Source organism: Pseudomonas sp. AC242, assembly GCF_979258655.1.
In genome coordinates this window covers 831,946-846,393 of the sequence record NZ_OZ409873.1, presented here as the reverse complement: position 1 = coordinate 846,393, position 14,448 = coordinate 831,946, and the positions used below count along the sequence as shown (strand labels likewise).

The 14,448-nt window shown below is 59.5% G+C and carries 9 protein-coding genes; 3 read left to right on the top strand and 6 right to left on the bottom strand.

Annotation, left to right across the window (positions count from 1 at the left end; genetic code table 11):
* Positions 1-240 precede the first annotated feature (240 nt).
* Positions 241-1,563, top strand: a complete 1,323-nt coding sequence (locus ACZZ0A_RS03865) for a putative porin (protein ID WP_007914428.1) — start codon at positions 241-243, stop codon at positions 1,561-1,563.
* A 195-nt stretch (positions 1,564-1,758) separates the two neighbouring features.
* Here ACZZ0A_RS03865 and ACZZ0A_RS03860 read toward each other — a convergent pair whose 3' ends face one another.
* From ACZZ0A_RS03860 to aceK, 5 genes are all read right to left on the bottom strand, one after another.
* Positions 1,759-1,998: an anti-sigma factor family protein gene (locus ACZZ0A_RS03860; RefSeq protein WP_007914426.1), complete on the bottom strand. Its 240-nt coding sequence runs from the start codon at positions 1,996-1,998 to the stop codon at positions 1,759-1,761.
* Positions 1,992-2,603 (bottom strand): RNA polymerase sigma factor, encoded by a 612-nt coding sequence (locus ACZZ0A_RS03855; protein ID WP_007914424.1) that lies wholly within the window; start codon positions 2,601-2,603, stop codon positions 1,992-1,994. Before ACZZ0A_RS03855 ends, ACZZ0A_RS03860 begins: the two co-directional genes overlap by 7 nt.
* A gap of 137 nt (positions 2,604-2,740) precedes the next feature.
* Positions 2,741-3,862 (bottom strand): beta-ketoacyl-ACP synthase III, encoded by a 1,122-nt coding sequence (locus ACZZ0A_RS03850; RefSeq protein WP_007914423.1) that lies wholly within the window; start codon positions 3,860-3,862, stop codon positions 2,741-2,743.
* Positions 3,863-4,181: 319 nt separating this feature from the next.
* A complete protein-coding gene (hrpA, locus tag ACZZ0A_RS03845; RefSeq protein WP_414915350.1) occupies positions 4,182-8,093 on the bottom strand; it encodes an ATP-dependent RNA helicase HrpA in 3,912 nt (1,303 codons plus the stop codon).
* A gap of 274 nt (positions 8,094-8,367) precedes the next feature.
* Entirely contained in the window at positions 8,368-10,089 is a 1,722-nt protein-coding gene (gene aceK / locus ACZZ0A_RS03840) for a bifunctional isocitrate dehydrogenase kinase/phosphatase (protein WP_007918081.1), read from the bottom strand.
* Between the two features lie 400 nt (positions 10,090-10,489).
* Here aceK and ACZZ0A_RS03835 point away from each other — a divergent pair, with 400 nt between their 5' ends.
* Positions 10,490-12,115, top strand: coding sequence for a methyl-accepting chemotaxis protein (locus ACZZ0A_RS03835; RefSeq protein WP_095113752.1), 1,626 nt, complete (start codon positions 10,490-10,492; stop codon positions 12,113-12,115).
* Between the two features lie 85 nt (positions 12,116-12,200).
* Positions 12,201-13,109, top strand: a complete 909-nt coding sequence (locus ACZZ0A_RS03830) for a DMT family transporter (RefSeq protein WP_463542538.1) — start codon at positions 12,201-12,203, stop codon at positions 13,107-13,109.
* Between the two features lie 88 nt (positions 13,110-13,197).
* Here ACZZ0A_RS03830 and ACZZ0A_RS03825 read toward each other — a convergent pair whose 3' ends face one another.
* Positions 13,198-14,061 (bottom strand): DMT family transporter, encoded by an 864-nt coding sequence (locus tag ACZZ0A_RS03825; RefSeq protein ID WP_447784091.1) that lies wholly within the window; start codon positions 14,059-14,061, stop codon positions 13,198-13,200.
* Positions 14,062-14,448 lie beyond the last annotated feature (387 nt).

The window sequence follows — 14,448 nt, the reverse complement described above, 5'->3', positions numbered from 1 at the left end:
GCCGATTGCGCGGCATTGCACACCCGCAATCGGCCGACAGCGCTCTAGATCAATAGTTCAGGGCGAATCGATATCGTCATCAACCTGCCATCACTGTGCCACTGCTCTGTCATAAACCATCGCGATACTGGCGCCTGTTTTTAGAGCGCCGGGTTCTACCCGGACACTGTTTTCCGACGCTCGAATCGTCGGTTGTGCCCCGGATGGCTGTGCCATCCCCTCTCATCTTCGGAGATTGCTATGCGTCTTGCTTCCACGAAAACTGCGGCGGCCCTGTGCGGTGGCTTGTTGCTGGCCATGAGTGTTCCGGCCAGTGCTGCAGTCGACGCCAAACTGCTCGACATGCTCAAGGCTAACGGTTCCATTTCCCAGGCGCAGTACATCGAACTGCAAACTGAACTGGCCAAGGATCAGAAGGCTCAGCAAATCGCGCAGCAGGCGCAACAAGAGACCAACGAACAAGTCGCTGCTGTTGCGAAGAAGACCAACGAGCAAAGCGTCTTCGACCAGAAACTCGCTTGGGCCGCAAAGACCCAGTTCAAGGGCGATGTGCGGATCCGTCAGGAAACCATCAAGATCGACGGCGAACCGAACAACGGTGGCCGCGACAAGGATCGTCAGCGCATCCGTGCCCGTCTGGGTGCCTACACCGAGATCAACCCGCAAGTCGACACCGGCATCCGTATCGCCACCGGCGGCGGCGATGATGCCCGTTCGACCAACCAGGACCAGGACAACTACTTCGACAAGAAGCAGATCTGGCTCGACCTGGGTTACATCGACTACCACCCTGATCAGATCAAGAACCTGCACATCATTGGCGGCAAGATGCTCCAGCCGTGGGTCAGCATGGGCGACGTGATCTGGGACAGCGACATCAACCCGGAAGGTCTGGCCGTTACCTACAAATACCCGTTGGGCAGCAGCGCCGAATTGTTCGGCAGCCTGGGTAACTACAACCTCAAGGACAACGTCGACGGCGATGGCGTGCAATTCCGTCACGACCTGCGTCTGACCGCTGGCCAGTTGGGTAGCCGCTTCAACATCACCGACAACCTGAAAGTCACCTTGGGCGGCAGTGTCTACGCCTACCAGAACGACGAAGACAGCCGCTGCACCGGCACTTCCACACCGTGCGCCCTGGCGGTCAACGGCAACTCGGCCAACAACGAATTCCGTCTGTATGAAGGGTTCAGCCAGGTTGATATCGGCGGTCTGCCGATGCCGCTGTCGTTCTACGGTCAGTACGTGAAGAACAACGATGCCGTAACCGATCAGGACACCGCGTGGCTGTTGGGTGCCAAGTCGAAAGTCTTCGGCCTGAACCTCGATTACAACTATCGTGACGTGCAGCGCAACGCTGTGGTCGGCGCCTTCACCGACTCTGACTTCGCCAACGGCACCACCGGTTCGCGTGGCCACAAGTTCAAGGTCGGTTACGACATCGACAAGAACTTCGCCATTGGCGCGACGTACTTCCTGACCAAGGCCGACTTCGCCAGCCGTACCCAGCGTGACGCTGACGCCAACACCCTGCAGCTGGATGCGGAAGCCAAGTTCTAAAACGCTTCACCCTTTAGCCCGGTGCGGGCGGGACGATCCCCATCATCCGTTCGTTTCGCTCGCGCCGGGCTATTTCTGCAGGATGCAAAAATCCCCTGTAGGAGCTGCCGAAGGCTCGGGCCGCGATCGGACGATCGTTTGATCTTGATCTTAAAAAAGATCAAAAGATCGCAGCCTCGTTTCACTCGACAGCGCCTACAGGGGATTATCTTTTCGTCGTTGCTCGGCCAGACGTTCGGCCAGTTCTTCGACGCCTTCTTCCGGTTTCTCCGGCAGCGCCTTCAAGGTCGCTTGCATCAAACGCATCTGACGAATGAAACGCCGACAGTTCGGGCAAAACATCAGGTGATGACGCACCATCAGCTTTTCGCGAAAGCTCAATTGGCCATCGAGATAATCACTGGAGCGCGCCACTTGTTCCTTACAGGTCAGCATTCTCCGGTCTCCTCAAAATGCTCCACGGTCGCGAAGACTTTCAGCCGCGCACGATGCAGCAGCACACGGACATTGGAGAGCGAAATCTCCAGAAGATTACAGATCTCCTCCAGCTCCAGCCCCTGGCGCTCGCGCAACAGCAAAACGCTGCTTTGCAGTTCCGACAGGCTCAGCAGTGTGTGCTCGAGACAGTCGCGCAATTCGCCTTCAGTGAGCAGCGCTTCGGGGGTGTCCTGGTGCCAGGCGAATGGAGCGACCAGCCAATGGCCGTCACCGGGAGAAAAGCGGTCGTCGTCGATCGTGCCATGAGGCGATGGCAAATCATCCATCAACACTTCCCGGCGATTTTGCTTATAACGACTTTTGGCCGAGTTGGCCGTGATGGTCAACAGCCAGGTCTTGAGACTGGAGCGGCCTTCGAAGCTGGCAATGTGACGCACCACCGACAACCAGGCGTCCTGCACCACTTCTTCGACGTGACGCTGGCCGACAATCGCATACGCCACGGCACGCATGGCGCTCTGATACGTCGTTACCAGTTCCTTGAAAGCCTGTTGCTCGCCCGCCAGCAGGCGCGCAAGCAGTTGGGTGTCGTCAGCCGCCATCCAGAAATTTCCTTGTGCCGATTCCGAAAATGATAGCGGCAGGTCTTCACCTGCCGCCATTTCCGAAAAATTACAGCGTTTGAGCCGATTCGGATGTAGGAAAGGTCGGCGCGATTAAGAGGAAATTAAACCTCTTTTCAACGCTTGCGCAGAATCACGCTGCCGATCGAATAGCCCGCACCGAACGAACTCAAGACAGCCAGCGAACCGGCAGCCAGATCGTCCTGATATTTGTGGAAGGCAATCACCGAACCGGCGGAGCTGGTATTGGCATAAGTATCGAGAATCACCGGCGCTTCTTCTTCGGTGGCCTCGCGGCCGAGCAGTTTGCGCACGATCAGGTGGTTCATGCTCAGGTTGGCTTGGTGCAGCCAGAAACGTTTCACATCGCCGACATTGAGCTGGTTCTCTTGCAGATGCTCGCCAATAAGTTCGGCAACCATCGGGCAGACATCCTTGAACACCTTGCGGCCTTCCTGCACGAACAGCTTGTCGCGGGTACCGATACCCTCTTCCGCTGCGCGGTTGAGGAAGCCGAAGTTGTTGCGGATGTTGTTGGAGAACTTGGTCAGCAGTTTGGTGCTGACCACGTCGAACTGGTGCTTGGACGTCGCAGTGTCAGCACGCTCGATGATCACCGCAGTCGCGGCGTCGCCGAAGATGAAGTGGCTGTCGCGGTCGCGGAAGTTCAGGTGACCGGTGCAGACTTCCGGGTTGACCATCAGGATCGCCCGGGCCTGGCCCAGTTGCACGCTGTTGGCCGCTGCCTGAATGCCGAAGGTCGCCGAGGAGCAGGCCACGTTCATGTCAAAACCAAAGCCTTGAATGCCCAAGGCTTCCTGGACCTCGATGGCGATGGCCGGGTAAGCGCGTTGCAGGTTGGAACAGGCAACGATCACACCGTCGATGTCAGCGGCAGTTTTGCCGGCGCGTTGCAGGGCCTGTTCGGCAGCGCCAATGGCCATTTGGCAAAGCACCGACCATTCGTCGTTGGAACGCTCCGGCAGGCGTGGGGCCATGCGTTGTGGATCAAGGATGCCGTCCTTGTCCATGACAAAGCGGCTCTTGATGCCAGAAGCCTTTTCGATGAACGCGGCGCTGGATTCGGTCAGGGCCTGGACTTCGCCGCTGGCAATGGCCTCGGCGTTGTCGGCGTTGAACTGGGCGACGTAGGCGTTGAAAGACTGCACCAGCTCTTCGTTGGAGATGCTGTTGGCCGGGGTGTACAGGCCGGTGCCGCTGATGACGACGTTATGCATGGTCGTTTCTCTAATCTGTTCAGGCAGAAAGTGCTGGAACCGTCGTACCAACACACAAAGGGTCTATTCCCATCCGGGGGACGCAAACCTGGCATCGCTTTATTCCATCTCGCACCACGGCCGAAGGCTCTGGGTCGCGAAACCGGCGTTTATGGTCGCGAAGTTTGCCATAAACGCAGGATTTTGGCGCCTTTCTCAAAATCAACACGGATGATCGTTCCCACGCTCCTGCGTGGGAATGCAGCCCGTGACGCTCCGCGTCACTGGACGCGGAGCGTCCCCAGAGGCATTCCCACGCAGAGCGTGGGAACGATCAGCGTTACGGTTCGACCTGGCTCCACTGTTTGTTCAGGCGTTTGTCGGAAATCGGCACTTTGGTGCCCAACTGTTGGGCAAACAGTGAGACCCGGTATTCCTCCAGCCACCAGCGATACAGCTCAAGCTGCGGGTCGCGTTTGCCTTCCTGGGCATGTTTCGCCGCGCGGGTCTGGTATTGCGCCCAGAGGCCGGCGAGCTCACCGCTCCAGACGCGATCCTTCTGCACCTGCGCGCCGAGTTTTTCGAAACGCTGCTCGACCGCTTTCAGATAACGCGGCAACTCTTTGAGCCACTGCATCGGCGTCTCGCGGACGAAACCCGGATACACCAGATTGTTGATCTGCTGCTTGATGTCATTCAGCGCCACGGCTTGCGCCAGATCGATCTTGCCCTTGAAGCGCTTTTGCAGGCCGTGCCAGAGCTTGAGAATCTCCAGCGTCAACCGGGCCACGCGCTCGGCGTGCTCGGTCCAGTTGCCGCGTTTGCGCTCGGCCAATGCCGCCAACCCGGCGCCATCACGGGGCAACGGGTCTTCGCCTTCAAGAATGCAGCTGTCGAGACTGGCCAGCAGAATGTCTTCAACCAGCGCATCAACGCGGCCCAGCTCGCGATAGAGCAAGCCCAGTTCGGTCTGCCCCGGCAACTTGCCGCGCAAGAATTTGGCCGGCTCCGCCAATTGCTGCAGCAACAAACGCTGCAAGGCGCGACGATGCTGGAACTCAGCCTCGGCCGGGGTCGAGAAGCGCCCTTCCTTGACCGTACCGCCCTCTTCGACCAGTGCCGGATACACCGTCATCGACAGCCCGGCGATCTTCTGCTGGGTCTTTTCCGCCACCGGGGCGAAGACTTTCGCCTCCACCGGTTGCTGGCTTTTCGCGCTCTGCGGCACGGCCAGTGCAGCCTGACTGGCTTCGGCAAACCGCGCAGTCAGCTCGGCCAGGTCGCGACCTTCACCGAGGAATTTGCCCTGACCATCGACGATTTCCAAGTTCATCCGCAGATGCCCTTCGACGCCTTGCTCAGCTTCTGCCCACGCCTCATCGCTGACCCGCGCGCCGGTCATGCGCAACAACTCGCGGCCCAGCGCCTGCGGCAACGAACCGTCGGCAAAGGTCATGCGTTGCAAGGCAGCCTTGATGAAGTCCGGCACCGGCACAAAATTCTTGCGCAGCGCTTTCGGCAAGTTGCGCACGAGTGCGATGCACTTGGCCTCGATCAGCCCCGGCACCAACCACTCCAGGCGTTCTGGCGGCAACATCGGCAGCAGCGGCGCCGGCACGCGCAGGGTCACGCCGTCGCGCGGGTGATTGGGTTCGAAGTGATAGGTCAGCGCCAGTTCCAGATCGCCGATGTGCAGCGTGTCCGGGTAATCGCGCGCGGTGACTTCACTGGCCTCGCGGGCCAACACGTCTTCTTCGCGCATGATCAACAGCTGCGGATTCTTCTGGCTGTTGATCCGGTACCAACTGTCGAAGGTCGCGGTCTGGTGAATCTCCGCCGGCAGCCGCGCATCGTAAAACGCATACAAGGTTTCTTCGTCGGCGAGAATGTCGCGGCGACGAGCCTTGGCTTCCAGTTCGTCGAGCTGTTCCAGCAGTTGCTGGTTGGCGGTCAGGCACTTGGCTTTCGACTGAATCTCGCCACGCACCAGACCTTCGCGGATAAACAGCTCTCGCGAAACCACCGGATCGACCGGGCCGTAATGCACCGGACGGCGGCCGACCACGATCAGCCCGAACAGGGTGATCTGTTCAAACGCCACGACCTGACCGCGCTTCTTCTCCCAGTGCGGTTCGAAATGGTTTTTCTTGATCAAGTGCCCGGCCAGCGGCTCGATCCAGTCGGCATCGATCTTGGCGACCATGCGCGCGTAAAGCTTGGTGGTTTCCACCAGTTCGGCGGTCATCAGCCATTGCGGACGCTTCTTGCCGATGCCCGACGACGGATGAATCCAGAAGCGTCGCTGACGCGCACCGAGGTAGTCACCGTCTTCGGTTTTCTGGCCGATCTGGCTGAGCAACCCGACCAGCACGGCTTTGTGCAGTTTCGGATAATCCGCCGGCTCTTTATTCAGGCTCAACTGCATGTCGCGGCAGATCAGGCTCAACTGGCGGTGAGAATCACGCCACTCGCGCAGACGCAGGTAGTTGAGGAAATTCTTGCGGCACCAATTGCGCAATGGGCTTGCGGTCAACGCCTGGCGCTGCTCTTCAAAACCGCGCCACAGATTCACCAGACCGGCGAAGTCCGAATCGACATCCTTCCACTGTGCGTGAGCCTGATCGGCCGCTTGCTGACGCTCCGGCGGACGCTCGCGCGGATCCTGAATCGACATGGCACTGGCGACAATAAGCACTTCCTGCAAACTACCGAGTTTCGCCGCTTCGAGCAGCATACGGCCCATCCGCGGGTCGACCGGCAGGCGTGCCAACTGACGACCGAGCGGCGTCAGCTGGCTGTTGCGATCGACTGCCGAGAGTTCTTGCAGCAGGTTGAAACCGTCGCTGATCGCCTTGCCATCCGGCGGCTCGATGAACGGGAACGCGGTGATCTCGCCGAGGCGCAGATGCAGCATCTGCAAAATTACAGCGGCGAGGTTGGTGCGCAGAATCTCCGGGTCAGTGAATTCCGGGCGACCGAGGAAATCTTCTTCGCTGTACAACCGAATGCAGATGCCCGGCTCGACCCGGCCGCAGCGACCTTTACGCTGATTGGCGCTGGCCTGGGAAATCGCCTCGATCGGCAAGCGCTGGACTTTGGCGCGATAGCTGTAGCGGCTGATGCGCGCGGTGCCGCTGTCGATCACGTAGCGGATGCCCGGCACGGTCAGCGAAGTCTCGGCAACGTTGGTCGCCAGCACCACGCGACGACCCGGGTGCGACTGGAAAATCCGCTGCTGTTCGGCCGGCGACAGGCGCGCGTACAACGGCAGAATTTCAGTGTGTTTGATTTGCGCTTTGCGCAGCATGTCGGCGGCGTCACGAATCTCGCGCTCGCCGGGCAAGAACACCAGCACATCACCGGGACTGCGACGCTCGCTGCGCTCGTAAGCGGCGATTTCGTCGAGGGTCGCGAGGATCGCCTGATCCACCGTCAGGTCATCCTCGACGCGGTTGCCCTCTTCGTCCTGCTCCAACGTCAGCGGGCGATACCAGGTGTCCACCGGGAAAGTGCGACCGGACACTTCAACAATCGGCGCATCATCGAAGTGCTTGGAGAAGCGCTCCAGATCGATGGTCGCCGAGGTGATGATGACTTTCAGATCCGGGCGACGCGGCAGCAGGGTTTTCAGGTAACCGAGCAGGAAATCGATGTTGAGGCTGCGTTCGTGGGCTTCGTCGACGATGATCGTGTCGTAGCGTTCGAGGTAGCGGTCGTTCTGGGTTTCCGCGAGCAGGATGCCGTCGGTCATCAGCTTGATCAGGGTGTTGGAATCGCTTTGATCCTCGAACCGCACCTGATAGCCGACCAGCGCACCGAGCGGCGTGCCGAGTTCTTCGGCGACGCGGCTGGCGACGCTGCGAGCAGCGATTCGGCGCGGTTGGGTGTGGCCGATCAGACCGTGCTGACCGCGACCGATTTCCAGGCAGATTTTCGGCAACTGGGTGGTTTTGCCCGACCCGGTTTCGCCGGCGATGATCAACACCTGATGCTTTTCCAGCGCCTTCTTGATCTCGTCGCGCTTGGCCGCAATCGGCAGACTGTCGTCATAACGAATCACCGGCAGGCTGGCCTTGCGCGCCAGCACCTGATCACAGGACGCCTGCATGCGCGTCACCCACTGGGCCAGTTTGTCCTCGTCAGGCTTCTTGCGCAGCTCAAGCAACTGCCGCCGCAGCCGGTGACGGTCGGCAAGCATGGCGTGATCGAGGTTTTTCAGCAGTTTGTCGATGGAGGGCGATTCGTCGGTCATCGGGTAGGCAATTCGGTCGTCTATATGTGCAGGGGGCGGATTGTCGCAGATTTGGCGGATTTGTGGCGTGTCAGGGGGATTGCGGCCCTCACCCTAGCCCTCTCCCTGAGGGAGAGGGAACCGATTGGGGGATGCTTCAAAGGTACATCGACCTGAAAGAGCTTTGCCGAACCCATAATCGCCAAAATCTTTCAGGTCAATGTTTGGCGCAAGACAACTCGGTCGGCTCCCTCTCCCTCTGGGAGAGGGCTGGGGTGAGGGGCTTTTAAAAGAGTTATTCGTTATCGAGGCCTTTGCGCCGATACGGGAAGACGTCGATGACTTTGCCGGCGCGAATCGCCTCCTGCAAACTCTTCCAGTAATCAGCGTTATACAACTCGCCATGCAACTGATCGAACAACTTGCGCTGCCCCGAATCAGCAAACAGAAACGGCGGAAATTCCTCGGGAAACACATCCAGCGGCCCGATCGAATACCACGGTTCGGAGGCCATCTCATCTTCGGGCGTGCGCGGCGCAGGAATGTGACGGAAGTTGGCCTCGGTCAGAAAGCAGATCTCGTCGTAGTCATAAAACACCACACGGCCGTGCCGGGTGACGCCAAAGTTCTTCAGCAGCATGTCACCGGGAAAGATATTCGCCGCCGCCAGTTGCTTGATCGCCAGGCCGTAATCCTCCAGCGCCTCGCGCACCTGCGCGTCGTTGGCGTTCTCCAGATACAGATTGAGCGGGGTCATCCGCCGTTCGGTCCAGCAGTGGCGGATCAACACGGTGTCGCCTTCGACTGAAACCGTCGACGGCGCCACTTCCAACAATTCCTCAAGACAGGCCGGATCAAACTTGCTCAGCGGAAAACGGAAGTCGGCGAACTCCTGGGTATCGGCCATGCGCCCTACCCGGTCGACACTTTTCACCAATCGGTACTTCTCGATCACCGTGGCGCGATCGACGTTTTTCGACGGCGAAAAACGGTCCTTGATGATCTTGAACACGGTGTTGAAGCCCGGCAGGGTGAACACGCTCATGACCATGCCGCGCACACCCGGCGCCATGATGAACTGGTCGTCGGTGTTGGCCAGATGGTTGATCAGTGCGCGGTAAAACTCGGATTTGCCATGCTTGTAGAAACCGATCGAGGTGTACAACTCGGCAATGTGCTTGCCCGGCAAAATGCGCCTCAGGAAGCCGATAAACTCCGCCGGCACCGGTACGTCGACCATGAAATACGAACGGGTGAACGAGAAGATGATCGACACGTCAGCTTCGTCGGTGATCAGCGCGTCGATCTGAATCCCGCGCCCTTCGCGGTGCAACAGCGGGATCACCAGCGGCCATTGCTCGTCGCGGGTGTAGATGCGCCCGACCAGATACGCGCCCTTGTTACGGTACAGCACCGAGGAAAACAGCTCGACGCTGAGTTCCGGGTCCTTGCACACCCAGTCCGGCAGGTTCTCGCGCAGTTGCGCTTCGAGCCGGCGCAGGTCACCCGGCAAATCGGCGTAGTCCTCGCTGAAACGGTAGTCGGCAAAAATGCTCGCGAGCATCCCCGACAGTTGTCCCTGCGGCTTGTATGTGCGGGTTTGCGCAGCGCGGGCGCGGCGCAGGCTCGGGCGCGTGGTGTGGATGAACATGCAGCCGTCGCTGATCAGGTCATGGCTGAACAGCCCGCAGAAAATCGAGTTGTACCAGGTCTCGGACAGCTCATCATCGAAGCGCAGGTCGATGACGCTGATGTAGGCGCTTTTCACCAGCGGCCAGCAACTGACATTCATCAGCGTTTCATCGTCGAAGTACTCGCGCAGGCGGGCGATGGTTTCGCCGACCTTTTCTTCATAGAGATTGATCCGCGCCGCCGACGCCGTCTGCGTCTCCTGCCAGCGTGCCTGCTCGAAGCGCTCCCGGGCACCGTCGGTGATGCGCCGGAAATGCTCGCGGTAATCGTCAAAGCCATCGAGGATCATGCGGGCGATGTCGGTGGCTGGCCATTGCTGCGGCATAGATAAGACCTCGGCGTGCATTGGGAAATCTGTGCCTGAGCTTAGCCACGGATACGCGCGCAGGTGAAGTGCAATTTCTGCCAAATCTGCGTCAGGGTTGTACAGCGACACAGTTTTTAGCAAAGTTTTTTAAATCGACCGTTCGGTCAGTTAATCACCTTGTCGGTCCCTCTGGCCGTCCTGCGCCAGCCCGCGAATTCTCTGGGCTTCGGATCCAATACTGATCAGGCGCGTCTAGTTCGTGGCTTTGCTGCCAATGCACTTACCGTCAGTGCCGATTCCAGATTGGTCTTACCAAAATAGTGGCACTTTGATATACAGCCCGCCATTACCCGCCTCATAACAAGATCCTCGCTGACGAGGACGACCTCCCCCCCTTCAAAGATCAAGGAGCACACTGATGTCTATCCGGAATCTGCGCATAGGTTTGCGCGCCAGTTTGAGCTTTGCCGTTTTGGCCGCTCTGCTGGTGGTGGTCGGCCTGTTCGGGCTGGGCCAGATGAAAACCCTGCGTGAAAGTGCAGCGGTGATCGAAGAGTCATGGATGCCCAGCATCGAGAGCATTCATGACGCGGCGGCGAATATCGCCAGCATCCGTCTCGAATCCTTGCGTCTGATCGCCATCACCCAACCCGCCGTGCGCGACAGAAGCAAAGGCATCCTCAAAGCCCAACGCGATGAGTTGCTCAAACGCCTCAACGATCACAAAGCCTTGATTGCCAACGATCAGGAACAAGCGATGCTCGACGGCTTGAACGCAGCCGTCGGCAAATACCTGAGCATTCTCGATCAGATTGTCAGCCAGATTGACGCCGGTCAGAACGAGCAGGCGGCCACCCGTTTGAGCAACGAGCTGGCACCTCAGGGTACTGTGCTCGACAAGACGCTGGAGCAGATGATCAGCCTCAATCAACAAGGTGCCGACGCCGCCGCCGATGCCGCCGCAGCCATGTACCAACGGGCATTGTGGATCGTCGCGACCATCATCGTGATTGCCCTGATTGCCACGCTGCTGTTGGCCTGGCAGTTGACGCGCAGCATCACCACCCCGATCAATCAGGCACTGGGTGTAGCGCGACGCATTGCTGCCGGTGATCTCAGCGGCCAGATCGTCAGCACTGGTAAAGATGAGGCTGCGCACCTGCTCGACGCCTTGGCCGAGATGCAGGGCAATTTGCGCTCGACCATTCGAGGAATTAGCGAATCGGCACAGCAACTGGCTTCCGCTGCCGAGGAAATGAGTTCGGTGATGGAGCAAAGCACCCGCGGCCTGCAACAACAGAACGATCAGATTGAACAAGCCGCTACAGCAGTCACCGAGATGAGCACAGCGGTGGACGAAGTCGCGGCCAACGCGGTGTCCAGCGCCGAAGCGTCTGCCGCGTCGAATGAAGACAGCAAGCACGGCCACGTGCAGGTCAGCGAAACCATCAGTTCGATTCAGGAGCTGGTCGATGCGGTACTCGGTGCTTCCGAACAAGCCGAGGGCCTGGCCACTCAGGCACAGGACATCAGCAAAGTGCTGGAGGTGATTCGCGGGATTGCCGGGCAGACCAACTTGTTGGCGCTCAATGCGGCGATCGAAGCGGCGCGCGCCGGTGAAGCCGGGCGCGGTTTTGCCGTGGTCGCCGACGAAGTGCGTTCGCTGGCACAACGCACGCAGAATTCCACCGAAGAAATCGAGCTGATGATCAGCAGCATCCAGCAAGGCACCGGGGCAACAGTGGGCGCGTTGCAGAGCAGTGCCGAGCAGGCTGGCCAGACGTTGCGCCGAGCCAACAGCGCGGGTCAGGCGCTGGAGAAAATCACCGCGTCGATCTCGCAGATCAACCAGCGCAACCTGGTGATCGCCAGCGCGGCCGAGCAGCAGGCACTGGTGGCGCGCGAAGTCGATCAGAATCTGGTGACCATTCGTGACCTCTCCACGCAAACCGCCGCCGGGGCGACTCAGACCTCGGCGGCGAGCCAGGAGTTGTCGCGTCTGGCGGTCGATCTCAACGGTCTGGTGACACGCTTTGTGATCTGAGCGCAAAGTTGAATGCCCGAATAGCGGTTGCCATCGTCAGGGCGCTCGGCAACACTCTCGTCCCGATCAAGGAAGGAGACCCGCCGTGAGCCCTGTCGATATTTTCCGTATGTTGTCGCTGGCGGCCATCTGGGGCGCGAGTTTTCTGTTCATGCGCATTATTGCGCCGGTGATTGGCACGATCCCGACCGGTTTTTTTCGCGTGTCGATTGCGGCCGTTGGCCTGCTGGTGATCCTCGGGCTGATGCGCGTGCGCTGGGATTTCAAAGGCAAATTGAAAACCGTGATGCTGCTGGGCGTGATCAATTCGGGGATTCCGGCGACGCTGTATTCCGTTGCGGCTCAGGTGTTGCCAGCCGGCTACTCGGCGATTTTCAATGCCACCACGCCGTTGATGGGCGTGCTGATTGGCGGGTTGTTCTTCAGTGAAAAACTCACTGCTGCCAAGTTGGGTGGGGTGTTCCTCGGCCTGTTCGGTGTTGGCGTGCTGACCCGCGCCGGCCCCGTGGCGTTCGACTTGCAGTTGTTGATGGGCGCCGTCGCCTGCCTGCTGGCGACCACTTGCTATGGCTTCGCCGGTTTCCTCGCGCGGCGTTGGCTGGATCAGGCCGGTGGACTGGACAGCCGATTGTCGGCGCTGGGCAGCATGCTCGGTGCGACGTTGTTCCTGTTGCCGCTGTTCGGCTATAGCGTAATCACTGCACCGCCAGTCAGTTGGGGCGGCTGGAATGTCTGGCTGTCGCTGTTGGGCCTGGGGTTGGGCTGTACGGCGTTTGCCTACATCATTTATTTCCGCCTGCTCAGTTCGATCGGTCCGGTGAAGTCGATGACCGTGACCTTCATGATTCCGCCGTTCGGGGTTTTGTGGGGGGCGTTGTTGCTGGATGAGCCGTTGTCGATGGCGCACATTTATGGCGGGGTATTGATTGCGCTGGCGTTGTGGCTGGTGTTGAAGCCGGCGTCGGTGAAACCTGCGCAGGCGGCAGCCCGCTAGACTTCTGGCGCTGCTGAAATGGCTATCGCGAGCAGGCTCACTCCTACAGGGGAATGCATTCCAATGTGGGAGCGAGCCCGCCTGTCAGCTAGTCAGTTTTACGGAAGACAAACGCCAGACCGACAATGATCAACAGCATACCCAGCACACTTAACGTCGCCAGGCGATTGCCGAAAATCAAGTAGTCCATCACTGCCGTCACCGCCGGCACCAGATAGAACAGACTGGTGACATTCACCAGATTGCCTCGCGCGATCAATCGATACAGCAACAGCGTCGCCAGCACCGAGACCACCAGCCCCATCCACAAAACAGGCACGATAAAGCCTGTGCTGTGTTCAAAGTGGAACGGCTGGAACGGCACGAAAATCCCGCACAACAACAGCCCGGCCAGATACTGCACCGGCAGTGTGCCGAGGGGATTGTCGGTGATGCGCTTCTGCATGATCGAGCCCAGCGTCATGCTCGCCAGCGCCAGCAGACCAAACAGCATCCCCGCCCAGGACATCCCGGCCAGACCGATGCCTTGGTAAACCACCATGATCAGCCCCGCCAGACCCAACGCCAGACCAAACATCCGGCTCGCCGAGCGCTGCCGCTCCATCAACACCACCGTGAGAATCGGCTGCACGCCCATGATGGTTGCCATCACCCCCGGGGTGACTTTGGTGTTGAGCGCCAGCAGATAGAAAATCTGATAAGCCCCCAACAACACCACGCCGGTGGCGATCGCAAACAGCATCGGCCGTCGACCCTTGGGCAACTTCAGTTTGAGCAGCGGCGCCAGCAGCACCAGCCCGCACAAGGCAATCACAAAGCGAATCAACAGAAAGGCAAACGGCGAAGCATGGGCCAGGCCCCATTTGGAGAAGATCGCACCGCTGCTCCACAGCAGGACGAACAGGCTCGTGGACGCAGCCGCGAGCGCGGTTTTTTTCGACAGGACAAACATGAATACCACCTGTAGTCAGGCAAATAGCCAACTCAGCCGAAGCTGAAATTCAGTAGGTTTTTCTGGCGGGCGCAGGGGTCAGCAAAAACTGCCGATCAGCCCGAAACGCCAACGCCCGGCGGTGATACGACTGCGCACACCGGCGTGCTACTGACAGGTGGAGGGTAATGACTGATCTGCTGGGGCTGCTGATTCCCGCACGGCACGACGCCAGCGTTGACCGCTGAATCGACTACCGCGTTGATGAGGGATGCAGGCATAGGGGCAGATCTTTTTTGAAGGGCTGGAAGGTGAACCATGGGGCTCACGAGCGCCGACTATAACCAGCGGGCGACATCGATTGCAATGATTTGGGCAAAGGGCCGGCAGGGACAGTTGGCTGCAAGG